The 21,805-nt window shown below is 57.6% G+C and carries 16 protein-coding genes; 11 read left to right on the top strand and 5 right to left on the bottom strand.

Annotated elements, in window-relative coordinates:
- From H1Y01_RS16885 to H1Y01_RS16855, 7 genes are all read left to right on the top strand, one after another.
- Positions 1 to 449, top strand: a 449-nt coding sequence (locus H1Y01_RS16885; protein WP_180541676.1) for a fibronectin type III domain-containing protein, incomplete at its 5' end; no start/stop codon positions are given.
- Between the two features lie 266 nt (positions 450 to 715).
- Positions 716 to 5,983 (top strand): fibronectin type III domain-containing protein, encoded by a 5,268-nt coding sequence (locus H1Y01_RS16880; protein WP_180541675.1) that lies wholly within the window; start codon positions 716 to 718, stop codon positions 5,981 to 5,983.
- A gap of 271 nt (positions 5,984 to 6,254) precedes the next feature.
- Complete coding sequence (locus H1Y01_RS16875) at positions 6,255 to 8,639, top strand: fibronectin type III domain-containing protein (protein ID WP_180541674.1); 2,385 nt, start codon at positions 6,255 to 6,257, stop codon at positions 8,637 to 8,639.
- 115 nt (positions 8,640 to 8,754) lie between these two features.
- On the top strand, positions 8,755 to 9,489 hold the full coding sequence (locus H1Y01_RS16870; RefSeq protein WP_180541673.1) for an SDR family NAD(P)-dependent oxidoreductase: 735 nt from the start codon (positions 8,755 to 8,757) through the stop codon (positions 9,487 to 9,489).
- 11 nt (positions 9,490 to 9,500) lie between these two features.
- Positions 9,501 to 10,700 (top strand): family 1 glycosylhydrolase, encoded by a 1,200-nt coding sequence (locus tag H1Y01_RS16865; RefSeq protein ID WP_180541672.1) that lies wholly within the window; start codon positions 9,501 to 9,503, stop codon positions 10,698 to 10,700.
- Positions 10,701 to 10,736: 36 nt separating this feature from the next.
- Complete coding sequence (locus H1Y01_RS16860) at positions 10,737 to 12,293, top strand: ArnT family glycosyltransferase (protein WP_180541671.1); 1,557 nt, start codon at positions 10,737 to 10,739, stop codon at positions 12,291 to 12,293.
- 41 nt (positions 12,294 to 12,334) lie between these two features.
- Complete coding sequence (locus H1Y01_RS16855; protein WP_180541670.1) at positions 12,335 to 13,867, top strand: O-antigen ligase family protein; 1,533 nt, start codon at positions 12,335 to 12,337, stop codon at positions 13,865 to 13,867.
- Here H1Y01_RS16855 and H1Y01_RS16850 read toward each other — a convergent pair.
- Genes H1Y01_RS16850 through H1Y01_RS16840 form a run of 3 tightly spaced genes read right to left on the bottom strand, consistent with a single transcriptional unit; the run spans position 13,864 to position 17,518 of the window.
- The gene (locus H1Y01_RS16850; RefSeq protein ID WP_180541669.1) at positions 13,864 to 15,402 is read right to left on the bottom strand and encodes a glycosyltransferase family 39 protein; all 1,539 of its coding nucleotides are present in this window, start codon (positions 15,400 to 15,402) and stop codon (positions 13,864 to 13,866) included. The genes H1Y01_RS16855 and H1Y01_RS16850 overlap by 4 nt on opposite strands.
- Positions 15,403 to 15,438: 36 nt before the next feature.
- Entirely contained in the window at positions 15,439 to 16,818 is a 1,380-nt protein-coding gene (locus H1Y01_RS16845; protein WP_180541668.1) for an N-acetylmuramoyl-L-alanine amidase, read from the bottom strand.
- Position 16,819: 1 nt separating this feature from the next.
- Entirely contained in the window at positions 16,820 to 17,518 is a 699-nt protein-coding gene (locus tag H1Y01_RS16840) for a lytic transglycosylase domain-containing protein (RefSeq protein WP_219341642.1), read from the bottom strand.
- A 33-nt stretch (positions 17,519 to 17,551) separates the two neighbouring features.
- On the opposite strand from H1Y01_RS16840, the gene mobA reads away from it, so the two are divergent.
- Positions 17,552 to 18,160 (top strand): molybdenum cofactor guanylyltransferase, encoded by a 609-nt coding sequence (gene mobA, locus H1Y01_RS16835; RefSeq protein WP_180541666.1) that lies wholly within the window; start codon positions 17,552 to 17,554, stop codon positions 18,158 to 18,160.
- Positions 18,157 to 18,918: an ABC transporter ATP-binding protein gene (locus tag H1Y01_RS16830; protein ID WP_219341641.1), complete on the top strand. Its 762-nt coding sequence runs from the start codon at positions 18,157 to 18,159 to the stop codon at positions 18,916 to 18,918. Before mobA ends, H1Y01_RS16830 begins: the two co-directional genes overlap by 4 nt.
- Before the next feature lie 165 nt (positions 18,919 to 19,083).
- Here H1Y01_RS16830 and H1Y01_RS16825 read toward each other — a convergent pair whose 3' ends face one another.
- Both H1Y01_RS16825 and H1Y01_RS16820 read right to left on the bottom strand, forming a co-directional pair.
- Entirely contained in the window at positions 19,084 to 19,446 is a 363-nt protein-coding gene (locus H1Y01_RS16825; protein ID WP_180541664.1) for an EamA family transporter, read from the bottom strand.
- Positions 19,447 to 19,449: 3 nt separating this feature from the next.
- Positions 19,450 to 19,818 carry an EamA family transporter gene (locus tag H1Y01_RS16820; RefSeq protein ID WP_180541663.1) on the bottom strand — a complete coding sequence of 123 codons (369 nt, stop codon included), beginning with the start codon at positions 19,816 to 19,818 and terminating at the stop codon, positions 19,450 to 19,452.
- A gap of 55 nt (positions 19,819 to 19,873) precedes the next feature.
- On the opposite strand from H1Y01_RS16820, the gene lepB reads away from it, so the two are divergent.
- Entirely contained in the window at positions 19,874 to 20,689 is an 816-nt protein-coding gene (gene lepB / locus H1Y01_RS16815; RefSeq protein WP_219341640.1) for a signal peptidase I, read from the top strand.
- A 15-nt stretch (positions 20,690 to 20,704) separates the two neighbouring features.
- Positions 20,705 to 21,772, top strand: coding sequence for a mannose-1-phosphate guanylyltransferase (locus tag H1Y01_RS16810; protein ID WP_180541662.1), 1,068 nt, complete (start codon positions 20,705 to 20,707; stop codon positions 21,770 to 21,772).
- Positions 21,773 to 21,805: the final 33 nt, after the last annotated feature.

Raw genomic sequence — 21,805 nt, 5'->3', positions numbered from 1 at the left:
GTTCCTCGTTAACCGCCGTAGGTAGCAGCACGACCCCCGGCTATGTGGACACCCTGAGTCTCCAGCCCAACACCACTTACTACTATTCGGTCGCTGCTTATGACCAAGCAGGCAACTATTCGGCGCAGAGCCCGGTGATAGCCGCCACGACTCTTGCCGACACGCAGCCGCCGACGGTTCCCCAGAACCTTGCGGCCGTCGCCACGTCCGGGACGACGATTTCGCTGACGTGGTCGCCATCGACCGATAATGTCGCGGTTTATTACTACCGGATCTATGGAGGCGCCAGCGCGCAGACGCTGAATCTGCTCGGCACGTCCTCAACGACGTCTTTTAACCAATCCGTAGGTCTAAAAGCAAACACGACGTACTACTTCGCCGTAAGCGCGGTCGATACAAACGGTAATGCTTCAGCCCAGAGCGGTGTTGTCAGCGTAACCAATCCCTGATCGTCAACCCGGGGCGGATCCGAATCTTTCATGGGTCCGCCCGTTTCGCGCACGCCCCCAAAATACCGGCTGGGCGCGAATTCCTTTTCTTCTGCGTCCACGTCTCGCATCAACCTGGATTCAAAAAATCGTCCGTATTTATTTAGTACCAACTTTGCCCGTGGCCGAACGGAAAAGAGTAAGGGTTTTTGACTAATTGCCGAATAAAAGCGTGTGGGCGCAATTCAATGCGCCGGTTGAACATTCATAAAGATTTGAGGGCATTTATGGCTTCTAAACGGGCACTTCTAGCTGTACTTTTATTTCAATTTGCTCTGGCAGCTCAGACAAGTCCGCCGATTCCGGCCAGCTACCAAAGCCTCTATACGGAGTTGCAGGGGGATGTGACCGCGTTCTCGCAAAGCATGGCGGGAAATTCCGGGGTCAAATACCCAACGATGTTCGCCGGCCAGGTGATGACGGCTAGTTCAGACATCGGGAGTAATCTGTTGCAGACCGGATACTACGCGGGGACCGTCGCGCCGGAACTGCAGGAGCTGCAGGCTCTAGGCGTGACAGCGGTCACGGTTCACATCAATTTCCCGGTTCTTTATCAGCCCTACTTCAGCGATCCGCAGATCTTCCAGAACTACGTCGCCTTTTACCAGCAGCTTGCGCAACAAATACACGCGAGCGGTATGAAAATGATCGTGGAAACGTCCGTTGCGTCACCCGAGAACGGCGCGAACATCGCGAGCTTCCTTTCGTATTACCAAAGCCTTTCGTGGAGCGGCTATATGGCTGGCCGAGCCCAACAAGCCCTCACCATTGCGCAGTCAATCCAACCCGACTATCTCTCGGTAATTACGGAACCCGACTTTGAAGCTCAGAACAGCGGACAAACGACCGCTGGAACTCCCGCCGGGAGTCTGCAGGAACTGCAAACCATCCAGGCCGCCCTTCAAGCCGCGAACGTAACTAACGTTCCCATCGGCGCGGGCGCGGGAACCTGGATTCCCTCGTTCTCCCAATATATTCAGAACTTCATTTCCGCGCCGGTTGGGTATATCGACGTGCATATGAATTCCGTTTCGAATAACTTCCCGCAAAATGCACTATCGGCGGCTACCATGGCGCAAGCCGCGGGCGTGCCAATTGCCATGAGTGAAGCCTGGTGCAAAAAAATAACAGCGGCCGATATGCAATCCAACCCCGGAGACCTGGAAGGTCCGACGGTAGACGCCCTGGGTACATTCAGCTTTTGGGAGCCGTTGGATCAGATGTTCCTGCAGTCCGTCGTAAGCATGTCCCAAGCAGGCCAGTTCCTGTTTGTGGCTCCCTCCTGGACCGAGTTCTTCTTCGGAAGCCTGAATTATACGCAATACGGCACGCAATCGGCGAGCCAGGTAATAGCGGCCGCACAAACAGCGGCACGGAATGCTCGTCAGGTCGGCGCTTTCACCGCGCTGGGTCCGGCATGGGAAAGTATGATTCTTCCCACGCCTGACGCCACGCCTCCGCAGGTCCCCGCCGCGCCTTCCATCGGGCAAATCAATCAAACGTTTGTGCAAGTACTATGGAATCCGTCGCAAGACAACGTGGGCGTGGCCGGCTATAACCTGTACCGCAACGGAGCGTTGATCTATACCTCCAGTCAAGTCAATTACAACGACAGTTCGCTGGCCGCGAATACGACGTATTCCTATCAGCTTCAGGCGTTCGATGCGGCCGGAAATCTGTCTGCTTTATCGGCGCCCACGACCGTAACCACCTTGTTGGTCGAGGATACAACGCCGCCTTCGGTACCGGCTAACTTGCAGGGAATGGCCGTCGAAAATCAACAGATTCAGCTGACGTGGGCGCCTTCCGCCGATAATGTCGCGGTCGCAGGGTACGAAATATTCCGCGGATCGAGCCCAACGTCGCTTACACAATACGCGGTTTCAACCAATACCTGGTTTACAGATAGTTCGATCACGGCGAACACCACTTACTATTACGCGGTCGAGTCGTTCGATCCGTCCGGCAATTACTCGGCGCAAAGCAACGTAGTCAGTGTAACGGCATCCCCAAACACAAGCGGCATCGGCCCGGTTCCGGCTGCTTACCAAAGCCTTTATACCGAACTGCAGGGCGATATCGCGTCCTTCTCACAAGCCATTGCGGCAGCCTCGAACGGGTCCAGCTATCCGACGACATTTTCGTCTCAGCTGCTTACGGCGAACTCCAATGTGGGCCCGACCCTCATTGGAAGCAACTACTTTAACTCCGCCGTTATGCCGGAGTTGCAGGAACTTCAGGCTCTGGGAGTCACGGCGGTTTCGGTCAACATCAATTTCCCGATTCTGTACGAACCCTACTACGGGAATCAGCAGACGTATCAGAGCTACGTCAATTTCTACCAACAAGTTGCGCAGCAGATCCACTCGATGGGAATGAAGATGATCGTGGAAACGACGGTGGCCTCCGCTATCGCCGGAACGAACGGCGCCGGATTCCTGCCGTACTACCAGACGCTCGCTTGGAACGACTATATGAACGGCCGCGCGCAGCAGGCGGTCAATATTGCGCAGTTGATTCAACCGGACTTCATGTCGGTGATTACCGAGCCCGATTCGGAATCCCAGAACTCCGGGCAGCCGAACGCCGGAACGCCCAGCGGCAGCCTGCAGGAACTGCAAACCATTCTGGCCGCCTTGCAAGCCGCGAATGTTACCAATGTTCCGGTTGGCGCGGGCGCGGGGACCTGGATCAATTCCTTTTCTACCTATATTCAGAACGTCATCTCCACGACGGTTTCTTACGTAGACGTTCACTTATACTCGGTGTCCAACGCATTTCCCGAAAACGCGCTCTCCGCGGCAACCATGGCGCATGCGGCAGGTCTACCCATTTCGATGAGTGAGACCTGGTGCAAAAAGGTCAGCGCGGCGCAGTTACAGAGTCTGGCGGGTAATTTGAATAACGAGGCTGTTGACGCCCTGGGAACGTTCAGTTTCTGGGAGCCGCTGGATCAGATGTATCTGCAGGCTTTGGTACAGATGGCCAACGCCGGCCAATTCCAGTTTGTCGCGCCATTCTGGACCGAATTCTACTACGCCTATCTCGACTTCGGTCAGTATGGATTGCAAACGCCCGACCAACTCATGATTGCGGCACAGACCGCCGCTCTAAGCGCGCGTCAATCCGCGTCGTTCTCCACCCTCGGACCCGCCTGGGAAAACATGATCCTTTCCAGCCCGGATACGATAGCGCCGCAGGTTCCAGTGGTCCCAACGATCGGCCAATTCGGTCAGAACCAGGTCCAGGTACTTTGGATTCCGACCACCGACAACGTCGGCGTGGCCGGATACAACCTCTTTCGGAACGGCACGCTGCTGAACACGTCGAGCCAGGTGAACTACCTCGACTCTTCTGCGAATCCGGGGACCGCATATACCTATCAGGTGCAAGCATTCGATGCGCAGGGTAACATCTCCGCACTGTCACCGCCGGCTATGGTCACCACACTATCGCCGCCCGATACATCGGCACCTTCGACGCCCTTGAACCTGCAGGGAACGGCAGTGTCAGACCAGCAGGTGCAGTTGACCTGGTCGCCTTCCACCGACAACGTTTCGGTGACGGGTTATCGGGTGTTCCGTGGCGCCAGCGCGAGTTCTCTCGTCCTCTTCGCTGTCGTACCAAGCGCCGCTTTCACCGATACCAACATCTACCCGAACACGACCTATTATTATTCCGTCGAAGCCTTCGACCCTTCATACAACTATTCGGGCATGAGTGCAACCATCGGAGTAACGGGTCGCCCCGATACGACTCCGCCCACCGTGCCCACCAACGTAATCGCGAGTGGGACCGGCTACCAGCAGGTGAATCTGACCTGGACGGCGTCGACCGATGACATCCGGGTGGCCGGGTACACAATCTACCGGGGCAAAGCGGCTTCATCGATGATCGCGGTGGGGACAGCGACGACCACATCATTCGTGGATACGACCAGCTTGATGCCTGGGACCACTTACTACTACGCCGTATCGGCTTATGATGAAGCTCTCAACAACTCGGCGCAGAGTGCCGTAACCACAGCCACGACAATTGCCGACACCCAACCGCCCACGGTACCGCAGAATGTGGTTGCGACGGCGGCGGGAATGCAGCAGGTCAATCTCACGTGGTCGGCATCGACGGACAACGTTTTGGTCGCGGGCTACAACATCTACTACGGAAAAACTCCGTCTTCGATGACCCAGATCGGGTTCTCGACGACCACATCGTTCACCGATACGATTGGCCTAACTCCGGGCGTAACTTACTACTTTACTGTAGCTGCTTTTGACGAAGTGCTTAACCAATCCGCTCAAAGCGCCGCAGTCATGGCGACCACTGTTGCCGACACGCAGCCGCCGACCGTTCCGCAAAATGTGGTCGCGACAGCAGCGGGGATGCAGCAGGTGAATCTAACGTGGTCGGCAGCGACGGACAATGTGTCGGTCGCGGGCTACTACATCTACTACGGCAAGAGTGCTTCTTCGATGACCCTGATTGGGAACACGACCGCCACGTCGTTCACCGACACAGTGGGCCTGACTCCGGGCACAACCTACTACTTCACGGTAGCTGCTTATGACGAAGTGCTCAACGCTTCCGCGCAGAGCGCCGCAGTTACGGCAACCACCGCCGCCGACACACAGCCGCCGACCACTCCGCAGAACCTGGCGGCCACGGCGGCAGGAATGCAACAGGTGAATCTCACCTGGTCGGCATCGACGGACAATGTGACGGTCGTGGGTTATAAGATCTACTCCGGCAGATCGCCGTCTTCGCTCACCCTGGTGGGAAGTACAACGACCACTTCGTTCGCGGACACGATCGGTCTGATGCCCGGCACCACCTACTACTTTGCAGTGGCCGCCTATGACCAATCCGCCAACCTTTCGGCGCAGAGTGCGACGGCGACGTCGACTACGGCTGCGGACACGCAACCTCCGACAGTACCGCAAGGCCTGTCCGCCGCCGCGGCGGGAATGGAGCAGGTGAACCTTAGCTGGTCAGCGTCTACAGACAACGTGACGGTTAGCGGCTATGCAATCTACCGCGGGACCAGCTCTTCCTCCCTGACGTTGGTAGGGAACACAGCGTCCACTTCGTTCGTCGACACCGCGAGCCTCCGTCCGGGCACGCTTTACTACTATGCGGTGGCGGCTTACGACGAGTCGAGCAACTACTCGGCGCAAAGCTCCCAGGTCACTGTTACTACTGTGGCTGACACGCAACCCCCGACCGTTCCGCAGAACTTAAGTGCCAGCGGGACCTCCGGAACCCAGATCAACCTGACGTGGTCGGCCTCGACCGACAACGTGGCCGTCTATGACTACCGGGTCTACCGCGGTACGACCCCGACATCGCTAACGCTGATCGGCAGTTCCCAAACGACCTCATATGCCGATTCTTCAACGCTCAAGGCGCATCAGGTCTACTACTACGCAGTAACCGCAGTTGATACCAGCGGTAACGCTTCGGCGGAAAGCTCGGTGGTCAGCATAACCAACCCCTGAGCCTTCGGCAACCTTACGGATTACAGTAGTGTCTAATCAAGTGCCGCACAAATGTGCGGCACTTTTTTTTTGCTTTTTACTGTGTTGTACCCTGCCTGAAGTTTCCGGTAGTATATCCGCCGCGAGAGATATCGATCTGATTTTTCTCGCGCGTGTATTTGACATAAGTTCTTTCCCTTAGCTGTAACTCTTTTCCAATCCGCCGAAGAGATTAACAGCGCTGTTACCGCAGCGACTTTAAATAACAGCTCGGAGATCGGAACTTACGCTTATGTCGTCCAGTCGGTTTGTCATCGTTGCTCTCTTCTTTTGCCGGTTGATCGCCTCAGGTCAAACGGTTCCATCGAATGTGCCCTCCCAGTATCAGAGTCTCTACTCGGAACTGCAAGGAGACATCTCCACATTTTCACAAGCCATCTCCGCGCAAGGGAACGGCTCCACTTACCCGACGATGTTCGCCTCACAAGCTCTGACCGCCAATTCAGACCTGGGTTCCGCGCTTCTGAATCCAAACTATTTCCAGTACGACGTGATGCCGGAACTGCAGGAACTAAAGGCGCTGGGCGTTAGCGCGGTCTCCGTCCACATCAACTTCCCCATTCTCTACGAGCCTTACTACGGGAACCAGCAGACATTCCAGAGCTACGTCAGCTTCTATCAGCAACTCGCCCAGCAGATCCACTCGATGGGGATGAAGATGACCGCCGAGACCACCGTTGCCTCGGCCGAACCCGGCACTAACGGCGCGACGTTTCAAACCTACTATCTAGGTCTTACCTGGAACGAATATATCGCCGGACGCGCCCAAAACGCAGTCAACGTTGCACAGTTGATTCAGCCCGATTACATGTCGGTGATCACGGAGCCTGACTCCGAATCGCAGAATTCCTCGCAGCCGAACGCCGGTACTCCCAGCGGCAGTTTGCAGGAGCTACAAACCATACTGGCCGCCCTGCAAGCCGCTAATGTAACCAATGTTCCTGTGGGCGCGGGCGCCGGCACTTGGATCAACTCGTTCACGACCTACATACAGAACGCGATCTCCACGTCCGTCTCTTACATCGACACTCACATGTACTCCGTATCCAATTCGTTCCCGGAAAACGCCCTCACCGCAGCTTCGATGGCTCACGCCGCGGGTTTACCCATTGCGATGAGCGAAACATGGTGCAAGAAGATTTCCGCGGCTCAACTCGCTTCGGTGCAGACCGCCCTGAATAGCCCAACCATTGACGCCCTGGACACCATGAGCTTTTGGGAGCCGCTCGATCAGCAGTATCTTCAAAGCGTGGTGAACATGGCTCAGGCGGGACAGTTCCTGTTTGTGTCGCCGTTTTGGACGACGTTATACTACGCTTCCCTCAGCTATGCGACCTATGGATCGCAAAGCCCGACCGCCGTGCTCGAAGCATCCTATAGCGCTTCAATCAATGCGCGGTCGATCGGCGCTTTCAGCACTCTAGGGACGGCCTGGGAAACGATGATTCTTCCTTCCCCCGATACTACCGCGCCGCAGGTACCGAGCGCGCCTTCGATCGGGCAGTTCAGCCAAACCGTCGTCCAGGTCCTGTGGAACGCGACGACAGACAATGTCGGAGTGGCCGGGTATAACTTATTCCGCAACGGCACTTTGCTCAATACATCCAGCCAGGTGAACTTTACAGACAACTCCGCTTCCCCTTCTACTACTTACTCCTATCAAGTGCAGGCTTTCGACGCGGCGGGTAACCTATCCCCCCTCTCGGCCCCGGCGAGCGTGACCACCTTGACCCCCATTGCGCCTCCCGATAAGACGCCGCCTTCGACGCCGGCCAATGTGCAAGGGACCGCGGTAACCGATCAGGAGATTCAAGTCACCTGGTCGCCCTCTATCGACAACGTTTCCGTGACCGGGTACCATGTCTATCGCGGTTCCAGCCCGAGCTCGCTCGCGATCTTCGCTTCAGTGACCACGAACTCCTTCACTGACAATTCCGTTGCGCCTAAGACCACCTATTACTACGCTGTGGTCGCTTTCGATCCCTCCTATAACTATTCGGGCCAGAGCGCCACGATGGGCGTGACCTCGCTTCCGGACACCACGCCGCCGACCGTGCCGGCGAACCTGGTTGCGACCGCGACCGGCTGTCAGCAGGTCAATCTGAGCTGGGCCGCTTCGACGGATAACATCCATCTGTCGGGGTACGCGATTTATTGGGGCAAAACCCCAACTTCGATGATCACGTTGGCTAGAACGACGTCCACGTCTTACGTCGATACCATCAGCCTCGCTGCGGGGACGACTTACTACTATGCTGTTGCCGCCTACGATGAGGCGATGAACTATTCGGCTCAGAGCGCAGTAGCGACCGCTGTGACGCTGCCCGACACCCAGCCGCCAACGGTTCCTCAGAACCTGGTTATCACGGCCCAATCCGGAACGCAGATCAACCTGGCATGGCCGGCTTCGACGGACAATGTCGCGGTTTACTCGTACCACATCTACAGAGGCATCAATGCGCAGTCATTGAGCCTGATCGGCAGCAGCAGCAGTCCCTCGTACTCCGACTCGCGGAGCCTGAAGGCGAATCAAACCTACTACTATGCGGTGTCGGCCTCCGACGCCAGCGGCAACTCGTCGGCCCAAAGCGCGGTGTTTAGCGTAATCAATCCGTAGAGTCCCGTTCCCGAGGGTAAACGTGGGGTTAAACACGCTTCGGGTTCGCTGAGCGTTCGGTGTTCAACTTGCTTCCCGTTTTCCGGACTGATTTTCGGTCCGGAGGGCGGGAAGCATGCGTTTTGACGGCAAGGTCTGTATTGTCAGCGGGGGCGGCTCCGGAATCGGCAAAGCCACATGCAAGCGGATGGCGGCGGAAGGCGGCTCGGTGCTGGTGGTCGATCTGGATTCAAAAGGCGGCGACGCTACGGTGCAGGAGATCGCCGATGCCAAAGGGCAGAGCGCCTTTGCGCAGTGCGATGTCGGCAACCCGGCGCAGGTAAAGGCCGCTGTCGATCTAGCTGTGCAGAAGTGGGGAAAAATCAATGTGGTCGTGAATGACGCGGCAATGATGACGTTCAGTCCCATTGTCGACCTTCCTGAAGCAGACTGGGATAAGGTCTTGGGTGTCAATCTCCGTTCGATGTTCCTCTTTTGCAAGTACTCGGTTCCGCATATGCCTCAAGGTAGCGCGATTGTGAATCTCAGCTCCGTTCACGCGCATGAGACGACCAAGAATGTCGTTCCGTATGCCAGTTCTAAGGGCGGTATCGAAGCGTTCGCGCGAGGCTTTAGCGAAGAACTCGCCCCGCTGAAGATACGGATCAACTGCGTCGCGCCTGGAGCGGTCAACACGCCGATGCTGTGGAATAATCCTAACGTAAAGAGCGGAGTCGAGAAGGTAGAGGGCGCGATCGGAGAACCTGAAGATATAGCCGCTGCCATTTGTTTCCTGGCTTCGGACGAAGCGCGATTCATCACCGGAACGACATTGATAGTCGACGGCGGCCGGCTCGATATCCTGCCCTAAGGAGACGCGAAATGCCGGCATTCATGTTCGCCACCGGGATTGAGAATAGCTACCCCACGATTCAGACTCCCGATGGAAAAACGATTCGACAGGATGAGTTAGCAAAGACGAAGCACTATCAGTTCTGGAAGGAGGATTTCAGGCTGCTGGGCGAGTTAGGAATCCACCACTTGCGCTACGGCCCTCCCTACTTCTCGGTTCACGCCGGTCCTGGAAAGTACGACTGGAGCTTCGCCGATGAAACGTTCCATGCGCTCCACAAGCAGAAAGTGTCGGTGATCGCGGACCTCTGTCATTTCGGTGTGCCGGACTGGATAGGTAACTTTCAGAATCCCGATTTCCCCCGGCTCTTCACTGAGTTCGCGCGGGCGTTCGCCCAACGGTATCCCTGGATTCGTTTTTATACTCCGGTGAATGAGATCTTTATCGCGGCTACGTTTTCCGCCCAATTCGGCTGGTGGAACGAACGACTGAGTTCCGACCGGGCCTTCGTTACGGCGCTCAAGCACCTCTGTCAGGCCAATGTTCAGGCGATGCATGCGATTCTGGAATCACGGCCCGATGCGGTGTTTGTTCAAAGCGAATCAACTCAGTACTTTCATGCCGAAGTCCCCGATGCCCAGGTGCACGCGGACACTTACAACGAAAAGCGCTTTCTCTCCTTGGATTTCACTTACGGCCACCAGATTCATGCGCCCATGTATCAGTACATTCTCGACAACGGGATGACGCGCGAAGAGTATCAATGGTTTATGCAGAATCAACTGAAGAATCGTTGCGTGATGGGGAATGATTATTACGAGACGAATGAGAATGTGGTACACCCGGACGGATCGACCGATCTCTCCGGCGAGATCCTTGGATACTATCCAATCACGCATCAGTACTTTGTACGCTACCGTCTACCGGTCATGCACACGGAAACGAACTATTCCGGGCCCGGGGCCGTTGCCTGGCTGCGGAAGGAGTGGGCCAACGTGCATCGTCTGAAACAGGATGGGGTTCCGCTGGTAGGGTTCACCTGGTATAGCTTGCAGGATCAGGTGGATTGGGATACAGGGCTGCGGGAAAACAATAACAGGGTCAATGAACTGGGGCTGGTCGATCTCGATCGGAACATCCGGCCGGTCGGCTACGCCTACAAGAAACTGGTCGAGACGTGGCGGCACACTCTTCCTACGGAGAGTAACGTTCTTACTATCTCCGGTTGATACGGTGCTTCTTCTTGGCCCTGTATGCTGGCTGCGATGGGCCTCGTTCGGGCGGTAAGCGATTCTGCATTTGCGCCGGCGCTTCTGTTTGCGATAGCTTGCGCGATCGGCATTCCCTTGGCCGGGCTGCGTTTGCGCATGCCTTGGCGGTCGTTTTCTATCGGGATGATAGGCGTCGTTGTTGGCGCAGCACTCGCCTATCTGGTGCTGCCGGTCCTGTTCGAAGATGCCGAAACAAACATCGCCTGTGTTTCAGCCATGGCGATGCGGGGGGCGCCAGTGTACCCGGCCATGAACGCAGCGGCGCGCTATTCACTGGCTTACGGTCCGCTTACCTACTTGGCACATATGCCCTTATATTGGCTGCTCGGCGAGTCACTGGTAAGTTTCAAACTGCTCGGCATCTTATCGATGCTTGTAACTCTAGGGCTTAGCTATCGCATTTGCCGCCATTACGGCAGTTCGCGTGAGGCGTTGGTCGGCGTCGGCTGCCTCAGTCTTGTCTTGTTCCGATATCTGCACGTAGAGTTCTGGGGAAGAAACGATCCATTACTGCTCTGTTTCACGGCACTGGCGCTCTGGGCCGTCGTTGAGGCGGGCGACAAAGCAGCCGTTCTCGCGGTAGCGCTCAGTTTTGCAGTGTTGCCGAATCTAAAGATAACCGCGGTCTTCTATGTACTCCCGATCTTGGTGCTCTTGATAATCCAGCGGGGGTGGAAACTCGCCGGGGTTGCGGTTGCGATTGCGCTGGCTCTCTTTCCATCGCCGTTTCTGCTGCCCCAAGTGAGTTTAGCCGGTTACATCGCCATTTTACAAACCGTCGGTAAACACGGGTTAGACCCAGGGTTCCTCGCGCGGAACTTGCAGTACTCCGCAATCTTCCTTCTACCAACCGGTATGCTCGCCTGGTCCGGTACGAATCCGAAGCTATCCCGAGGACAACAACGCTATCTGGCTGCCATCGCTGCCGGTCTGTTAGGCGCGTCTTTCGCTGGAGCAAAGATCGGCGCCGGCAGTTACCATCTGCTCCCCCTTGCGATCCCGGTCCTTCAATCCTATTTTTGGATCCGAAGCGAGCGCGAACCCATCATACGCGACCGGGTATTTTCGAAGCTATCCGTCGCGTGGGTGCTTACGATGCTGCTTTACTCCACCAACTTCGTTGAAGCCGTGTGGCACTCGTACCAGTTCGCAGGGCCGGGTAAGAAGGTAATCGCCGACATCCGGTCGCTCGAGTCGCAATACCGCGGGAGCACATTGCAGGTCGGAATCGGCGACGGCTTCAGAGACCCAACAACGTTCTACGCTTATCAGCCCGTGTTCGCCGGCCAGCCGTACCTGATCAGCGGGGCATCGGTCCGCGATCATCAGTTTGGCGGCGTCGAGATCCCCGCCGCGACGCTTGACGATCTCCGAAACTGCGCCATTCGCGTGTGGCTCATCCCGCTCGGGCGGCAACCGTTCTCAGCCCAGAATACGTACTACACTGGCGATCACCTCGCGTTCGGCAGGGACTTCGCAAGCACCTTTGTAGCGAACTACCGAAAAGCCGGCTCGGGGTCAAGTTACGATGTATGGATCTGCACACACTGAGTAAGAGCACTTCAGTGTGCGCGATCATTTAAAATTACAAGATGGCCGCCGCATCCGGAACCGCAGCAGGTTTCGGTCGATTTGTCCTTTTGATTGGCACCGCCCTGCTCATGGCGGCGGCGATGTCCGTATACGTCTGGGCAGGGCCGATGTTGCTGCTGGGCGGCTGCATCCTCGCGCTGAGTGCATTTTCGCGCCTGAACATCACGAATCTCGCGATCACCTATGTGCTTGGCGATCACGTTTTTCAGTTTACAAAGCGCTGTATCTTTGTTTTCGGGACCCCGTCGCGCACGTCTTACTACAGCTTTCAGCTACTACCGGCTTTGATGCTCGCGCTGGGCGTTGCAGGAAGTATCTTCGTGCTCAAGCGCTATCGGCTGACGCTCAGCACCAAGTATCTGATCGGCTTCCTTCTGGTCAGTATCGGCAATACTCTCATCTTCTCGCGCGGGGCTTCGGCGACAGCCAAACTCGGCGGCGTGGCGCAGCACACGTTCCCAATCATGGCGATTTTCCTCGGAATGGCGATTCCGCTGAGCGCGTGGAAGCGGCTCGGAGCGCTGCTTCTTTTCCTGATCATCGTCTCGTCCACTTATGGCGTCTATCAGTACATTCACGGCCCGACGTTTCTGGATCGGGCATGGGCGTCGCAGGCCGCCGGATATTCCATCGAGGCCAGTAAAGTCTACGATTACCTTTACGGCGCGGGCGGAGAGTTCCGAGCTTACTCCTATCTGGGCGACCACCTGACGTGGGGATTCTTCCTCGTGGTCGCTTTCGTGGGCGTCATCTTCGCGCGCTATCTGCGACTAATTCCAAAGCGGTGGGTGTATATCGCGATTCCATTTACCGTTGCGGGTATTCTGGTGGCGCAGACCCGGACCGTTTGGGTATCGTTTCTGGCTACTTTGGTCATATACCGGCTGATGACGATGCGATTCTTTCGCCGTCCCCTGCTAGTTATCACCGCGCTGTTTATCGCCTTTGCGGGTGTCGTCTACGGGGGTCAGTGGGCCAGTACGCACTTAATCTCCCGCATCTCATCGAACGCGCTCCTGACCCGCTATCTTACGGTCGGTACCATCGAAGCGCGCACGTCCGCTATCGAGTTGTTTGTCCGCCTTCTACCGAGTCACTGGATTTTCGGCCAGGGTCTCGGGGCCTCGGCCGACTACTCGGGACTAAGCAGCGGCGGAACCAACATCGACTTCGAGGCGCAGTTCTCTCATAACATGTTCGTCGATTTCCTGCTCTATATGGGGTTGCCGGGCGTGATCCTGATCATCCTGTTTTTCTACGCCTGGCTGAAAGAAGCCTTCTGGCTAGCTTCTATTTCCGACCGGCCGCGGGCCGCCGGATATAGATGGCTGATCGCGCTCTTCGTTGGCATGTGGTTAACCGGAGCGCTAAATGGTTCCACTTTTATGGGTGGGTTCTTCTTCCTGACGGTCGGAGTCGTAACGGGTGAGGTGATGCGCTTACAGCGCGAATACGCCGAGTATGTATTCGCTCTGAGAGCCCGGCCCGTGTTTGTGCGGAGAGCCCTGGGCGTCGCGGTAGCGGAGACTTAATCGGAACAGGTTAACTTGATCTTCGCTGCGCGAATCCAATCCGGAGTTTTTGGCTGGGCCGGCGCTTCGACCAGGAACAGCAAAGGGTGCCAACCCGGCCGGATAGCAGTCAGCTTGTAGCCTGACGCGGATAGTTGCCACGGTAACCAGTCTTCCGCGTCAGCCGCGAGCAGGAAGCGCCGGTGTTGCGCCAGGAAGCCGCAGTAGTCCTGAATGTTTAGCTGGGTCCACTTACGGACGGCGGACATCAGAAGCGAACCTGTATCGCTCGCCGTGTAGAACTTCTCTAACTCGATGTTGTCGAGTAGAACTAACCGGGGTCTGATCTGAGGAGTTTCGTAGTAAGCGAGCTCCATATAAGGCTGATGGGTGGCGATCACGATCGGCTCCGGAGCGGCGGGCACGCCGGTCAAGACGCGGCGCATCGGTTCACCAATGCGCAGCTCGTTGCGATTCGCAAAGGCGCTCTTCCAATGGTCTGCCGTCAACAATCCAACGATCAGGCACGCCACGACTGCGATCGCGCGGTTCGGAACGTAGCGAGCGAATAGGGTAACCAAGAAGGCCGTGATCCCGAAAGCGCTCCAGACAACATACCGATCCTGAAAGATCCGGGTAGTAAATAAGGCTAGAATCAGCAACGCGTACGGGGTAACCGCGATCCCTGTAACCAGTGCCCATTCGTAATCCAGTAACGTCGATCGAGGGCCTGGCAATCTTCTCGTATGCCAAGGTTTCAGGTAGAGGACGATTAGCGGAACGACTAAGGCGGTCAACATCGGCAGGTTCCCCAGCAGACCGGCGAACATGAAGCGGCTATCCAATGGGAAGAACGGCTTCGACCAAAAGAACGGCATGAAGCGTTGAACGGACCGGATAAACGGGAGATCTGGAATCAGAACCAGAACAGGAAGAGTGATCGCAATCGCCACCGGCAGATCCAAGCGGCGGCTATTCCACCAACGCACGGCTTCCGCGATAGCGATCGCCGGGAGAACAAAGACGGACCAGTAGTGCGTGGAGATCGCTAAACTCAGGAATACCAGTAGGGCGGCGATGGAGAGGGCACGCGCGCGCTGCTCCGCGGCGGACTGCCACGCTACGAGTGCGGCGGATACACAGCCGATCGCCAGACCGTAAGGGCGACCTTCGATTGAGTACATCGCGATGCCGCTGAGTACCAGAACACCGAGTAAGCCATAGGTTCGCGGCAAACGCCGCGTAAGGAAGATATAGATACAAAGACAAGCGATACAGAATCCGGCTGCGCTGGGAAATCGAAGGTCGAATGCTCCACTACCTAGAAGCGGTTTGAGTAGATGGCAGATGACCAGATAGATGGGCGCAGAGTTATCAACGCCGTCAATCAGAGCCTGACTGATCTGCGAGATGCTTCCGAGCTGCAGGACGTAGTAGCCGTGCAGCTCGTCCAGCCACATGGTCGCTGTCGCGTCATAAGTGAAGCAAGTAACGACTAGCGCTAGAAGGACAAAGATAGTAGCGGCATAGACTGCGCGGTCAGAAGCGCGATTCAAGAAGCCGCCGACTCGCCGGAGTATCCTTAGCACGCACTAACGCGTCGAACCGGTTACCGGTTCGGCCACTCGGGCCTGACGCGCATTTTCGACGTGGCTAAGTGTCTGGTTATAGTTCGCAAGACCTCGATAGAGGGCCTCGGCTAGTTTCTGGCGATAGTCCGGCTTCGACAGAAGCTTTTCCTGACGGGAGTTCGTGAGGAATCCGATCTCCGTCAGAATCGAAGGCATCGACGCGCCGATCAGAACGACGAAAGGCGCCTTCCGCACCCCGCGGTTGCGCGCGCTCGGGAATGATTTCGCATTGAAATTCTGAAGCGAGGTTTGGACACTGGACGCAAACTCGCGAGACTCTTCCAACTTATCGTGCAGCGAAATCTTCTGGATCAGGTCTTTCAACTCGAAGATACTCTTCGATGAAGCGGCGTTTTCGCGGGCGGCCACGTCCATCGCATCCGGAGAATTGGTGAAGTTCAGGTAGTACGTCTCAACGCCGGCGACTTCAGTAGCCGACGAGGAGTTGGCGTGGATCGATAAGAACAGATCAGCGTGATTCCGGTTCGCGATTGCAGTGCGTTCTTCCAGCGGAACAAACGTGTCGTCGCTTCGCGTGTAGACCACTTCAGCTCCCATGCGTTGCTCAATCAGTTTGCCGAGACGCAGCGCGACGTCAAGCACCAGATCCTTCTCCAGCAGGCCGCCGGGGCCGGCCGTTCCCTGGTCGTGGCCCCCGTGGCCGGCATCGATCACGATCCGATTCACCTTCAGTCCGAGCGCACGGGTCAGCGAGGGCGAAACGTTCAGGTCGGCGCCGCGGGCGCGCATGGCCGGCGGCGGAGGCAGATCCGGAATAGCCTGAGGTGCGGGCGCGCTCGTTTCTGCGGCTGCCGCGGTATCGGTCGGCGATAGGACAGGAGTCGGGACCGGCCGGTTCGTAGCCACCGTTTGAACCACGGTCACAGCGGCGGGCGGCTGCGACTGGGTAATCGTCGGCGGGATAGCAGGGGGGCCGTTCGATGGGGCTCGCAATTCGACAATCAGCCGGCTGGGATTCGAAAGTTGCGACGCGCTGAATGTAACACCGCCGGAAACCGGGCCGGCAAGGTCCAAAACAATGCGCGTTACGCCCGGCTGCGTTTCCGCGACCCGAACGCGCTTGATTAGCTTGTCGTTGATGTCCTTCCTAAGCAGGCGGCGCCCGTCGAATCGCGGGGCAGCGCCGATTACATCGAAAAAGATGCGCTCGGGATTATGCGCGCGATCGGAGCGAAACGTGAAATCCCCATTGACCTCGATTGCAACCCGAGTTATGCCGGTGTAGGACCAGGCGCGAACCCCTGTTACTTGCAGCGGCGAGGCTTGCAAGCCGAATCCCGCAACCAGAACAGCGGGAATCGCAAACAGGGAAAAGCGCATATCAAGGCGTCTTGTAAGAGACGATTCCGTCTGGAGAAACCGACGCGACAATTGGATTATACGTTTCAACGGGGGCCGCGTCTACAACCACCGCTTCAGCCGGGCCTTGCGCCACTGCCTGGGCCACCACTGTGCGGCGCTCGGCAGCCAGATGCCGGGCGACTTCGGCCACGTAATTTTGTGTTTCCTTGTAGGGCGGCACGCCACCGTATTTCGCGACCGCCGCTTCGCCCGCGTTATAAGCGGCCACGGCTTGCGCGTAATCGCCGTGGAAAAGGGCGATCAAATACTTCAGGTATTTCACGCCGCCTTCGATGTTTTCCTCGGAATCAAAGCTGTCCTTGACGCCGAACCGTTTGGCGGTGGATGGGATCAACTGCATCAGACCCTGCGCGCCTTTGTTGGAAACGGCGAGCGGATTATAGTTGCTTTCGGCTCGAATAACGGAGCGCACCAGAGGCGATTCGACTTCATTTTTCGCAGCGATTCTATCGATCAATTCGCTGATCTGAGGCGCCGGTCGTGATGCCGGCGAAGACCCAGCGACGACCGTCCGGCGAACGAGCTTGCCGGTCTTCAAATCGGTTTGAACCACCGACCGCACCACGCGATCCTCGGCACGCGCGGGAACTGACAGCGCGGCCGCGCCGGCTACAACGAGCAAACAATTCCGCAGCATCCTGTTTTGTGGTCGGTCCAAACGCTTATTCTCCAATGCTATCATTCCGGCGGTATGTCGCGGGCCGATAAAGACCCCGGGGTGGACCTGGGAGGATATGTGCTGGCCGGGGGCCGCAGTTCGCGGATGGGCTCCGACAAGGCGCTGTTGGCGCTCGGTGGCAAGCCCCTGCTGCAGCGCGTGGCTGACGCGGTTCGCGAGGCGGTCGGCGCCGTTGTCATCGTCGGCGACGCAGCCCGCCACAGCGGTTTCGGCGCGCCGGTGATCGCGGACGAGTTCCCCGGAGCGGGTCCCCTGGCAGGAATCCATGTTGCGCTGAAACATTCCACGAACGACTGGAACCTGATCGTCGCTTGCGACATGCCGGGCCTCACGGCAGCAACTCTGCACGGATTGGCCCGTATCCGCGCGCTTTTCCCGGCTGCCGACGCTGTTCTTCCGGTCGCAGGCGGACGCGAACAGCCCCTGTGCGCGATTTACCGGCGGCGATTGCTGCCCACGATCGAATCCGCGCTCGAGCATGGCAATCTGAAGATCATGCGTGTACTCGAAGGAGCCCGCCTCGCCAGGATCGACTTCCCTAACCAGGAAGCGTTCCGCAACATCAATACGCCCGAAGAATGGCGCGAACTTCAAGAGCGAGCCTCAGAAACAACCTCATGAGCGATCAGTTTTCCCACTACATCGAGTTCCGGCACGTATATAAGACGTTCGCCAAGCCGGTTTTAGCCGACGTGAATTTCTTCGTCGACTCCGGGAAGACGCTGGCGATCATTGGGCGCAGCGGTGTGGGCAAATCCGTGTCCCTCTTCCATATAATGGGCTTCCTGAAACCCGACAAGGGCGATATTATCGTGGCCTATCAGGACATCACCCACTTCACCGAAAAGGAGCTCGCCAAAGTTCGCAAGAAGGTGACCATGGTGTTCCAGTCCGGAGCCCTGTTCGATTCGATGACGGTATCGGAAAATATCCTGTTTTCGCTGGAAACACGCGAAGATTACGACGAGAAGAACCGTGAGGACGTCGTCGAAGGGCTCTTGAAGATCGTCGATATCTGGGATACCCGCGACTCGTATCCGTCGGACCTTCCCGTCGGAGTGAAGCGCGCCGTCGCGATCGCGCGCGCGCTGGCGGCACAGCCGGAATGCATCCTGTACGACGAACCGACCACGATGGTGGATCCGATCATGTCGGAGCATATCGGCGATCTGATGCTGCGATTGAAGTCGAAGCTCGGTTTGACCTCGGTGGTGGTGACGCATGATCTCGATCTGATGCGCAAGGTGGCGGATTCCGTGATGGTGTTGTCGGAGGGGAAGGCCATTTACTTCGGGCCGGTGGCTGACCTGGGGCAGTCGCACGAGCAGTTGATCAAAGACTTTATTGAGATGGATCGCGTGGTGAAACCGGCCGCTTAGTGGGCCTGTTGCAAACCGCTTCCTTACGGGCGCGGCTCCGTAACACAGGGAGCCGAACAGCCCACTCCGAGCCCGACCGAAAGGGAGGGTCCTCCACACCGTTCCACCCGGATAGGGTCAACGCGGCGGACCGCGGCTGTTCGGAGTCGGGCTGTACGGTCCGGCTTAGTGGGCTTGCTGGGCGCCGATGCCGATAAGCGAGATCCCGAAGAGGATCAGAAACACGGCGATCAACTTCTGACGGGTAATGCGTTCGCCGAATAGCATTCGCGACCAGATCAGCGTCCAGACATAACCGAGAGCGACCATCGGGTAGAGAACGCTCAACTCTCCGTTGCGGACGCCCGCGACGTAGAAGACGCTGGATGCAAGATACAACGCAACCCCCGCGAAAGATTGCCAGCTCACGATATAAATCAAACCCTTTTCGAGCTTGGCGGAACCGAGCTTGAGGAACACCGCGCCGAACGATCCAAGCACGGATGCAATCAGGACGTAAACGACGGAGATGAGCGGAGTCTTCGTCATTTCCTAATGGGACGACGGCTTGCTTGCCATGCCGAGGAACGTGACGCCGCTCATGATGACCACGATGCCCGCGATCTTCCAGACGTTGATCTGCTCGTGGAAGATGATCATGCTTAGGATGTTCACCCACACGAAGGTGAGCGCGATGATCGGGTAGAGCTTGGAGAGCTCGCCCTCGCGAAGAGCCAGAATCAGCAGGAGGGTGTTGAGCGCGTAAAAAGCGTACCCCGTGATCAGCGGAAAGTTTGTAAGCAGCGATTGAAGATGGAAGCCGTGTATCTGGCCGCCGCCGATTTTCATGAGTACCTGCGCGGCGGCCCCGATGAAGGTGCAGAGCACGATGAGGACAACCGAGCGTTTGGTAGTCACCATCGGCTGGACATGAAACAGTCAGAATAGCAGCCTGATACGGGTACAATAAGAGTCTGTGAGCCGTCAAAAATCCGCGCTGGTCGAGAAAACCGCACCAGCGCCCGCCCTGCCCGCGGAGCCGAGCGCCAAAACGAAATCCTCGACTGAAGTGAACCGCGGCGTCATCGCCGAATGGACGGTCACGATCATCCTGCTGCTGTTCGGCACGACGACGCTGGTGCAAGCGTTCGTGATTCCGACGGGCTCCATGGAGGACACGCTGCTGGTAGGGGATCACCTGCTGGTAGACAAGCTGGTGTTCGCGCCGGCGGGCGCCGTCAGCAAGTACGTGCTGCCCTACAGCGACGTGAAGCGCGGCGACATCATCGTGTTCCGCTATCCGATCGACATCAAGCAGACGTTCGTCAAGCGCGCCATCGGCGTTCCGGGCGATCACCTCAAGCTGGTCAACAAGCAGTTGTTTCTGAACGGCCACGCCGTGAACGAGCCTTACAAGGTGAACAAAAGCGGCTATATCGATTCCTACCGCGATAATTTCCCGAGCGAGCCGAACAGCATGGTGTATGCGCCGGCGCTGCAGATGCTGCAGAACAATCAGGTGAATGGCGAAATCGTGGTACCGCCCAATAGCGTATTCGCGATGGGCGATAACCGGGACTTTTCGCTGGATAGCCGCTATTGGGGATTCGTGCCGCGGGAAAACATCATCGGGAAACCGCTCGTGATTTACTGGTCGTACGACGCGCCGACGGAGCAGCTGGCCAGTTCGTCGATCGGCGTCGCGCATCTGGAAGATCTGGCGCTGCACTTCTTCAGCAAGACGCGTTGGTCGCGCACGCTGAAGTTCCCGCATAGCTACCCTCTCCAATAGACACTTCGAGAGACCATGCGATACGGCCTGATTCTGGCAGGCGGACGCGGCACGCGCTTCTGGCCGCGTAGCCGCCGCAAGACGCCCAAACAAGTCCTGACGGTGACTGGTGAACACTCGCTGATTCAGGCGACGGTACACCGGCTGGCGCCGCTGATTCCGCCGGAAAATATCTGGATACTGGCGAACGAACATGTTCGCGATCTGATTGTCGAGCAGTTGCCGGAGATTCCGCAGAACCAGATATTGGCTGAGCCGGAGCAGCGTAACACGGCGGCTGCGATCGGACTGGCCGCGCATATTCTGGAGTCGATCGACCCCGAGGCGGTGTTCGGCGTGTTCCCTTCGGACCATGTAATTGCCGATGGGAACGCCTATGTGGAAGCGCTGAAGCCGGCGTTCGAAGCGGCGGCGTACGGGAAGATCGCGGTGCTGGGGATTGCTCCGCGATGGGCCGAGACGGGCTACGGGTATATCGAGTTCGAACCGGGCGTCAGGGCGGGCGATCATCCCAACGTGCAGCCGGTGAAGAGCTTCCGCGAAAAGCCCGATGCGGAGACGGCGAAGAAGTTCGTCGAAGCCGGGAACTTCTTCTGGAACGCCGGGATGTTCTTTTGGCGCGCGGAGGTTGTGCTCGATAACTTGCGCAGGCATCTGCCGAAAACGGCGACGTTGCTGGCCGGACTTCCGGGCTTCCGCGACCCTGAGTTCAATGAACGATTGAAGCAAGTGTTTCCCCTTTGCGAGAACATCTCGATCGACTACGCGGTGCTGGAAAAGGCGCAGGGCGTCCTGGGCGTGCCGTGCGGCGACTTCGGCTGGAGCGACGTGGGGAGTTGGGACGCGCTTTACGATCTGCTGCCGCAGGATGCTTCGCATAACTCCGGCGCGGAGTTACTGGTGCATGACTCGAGCGGCAACTTTGTACAGGCGGGGGCTAAGATGGTCGCGCTGCTGGGCGTGAAGGACTTGATTGTGATCGACACGCCGGACGCGCTGCTGATTGCGGATCGGGGACGAGCGCAGCAGGTGGGGGAGATTGTGAAGCAGCTCGAGTCGAAGGGAAGACACGAGCTGCTTTGAAGACCGCTCCATTGCTGTCGCGGCTCGGTAAGT

Origin of the sequence: Nevskia soli (genome assembly GCF_903970205.1) — a bacterium.
In the GTDB taxonomy this organism is placed as follows: Bacteria; Acidobacteriota; Terriglobia; order Bryobacterales; family Bryobacteraceae; genus Bog-113.
The sequence above is the reverse complement of the archived record's forward strand: the minus strand, read 5'-3'. Positions and strand labels throughout refer to the sequence as shown.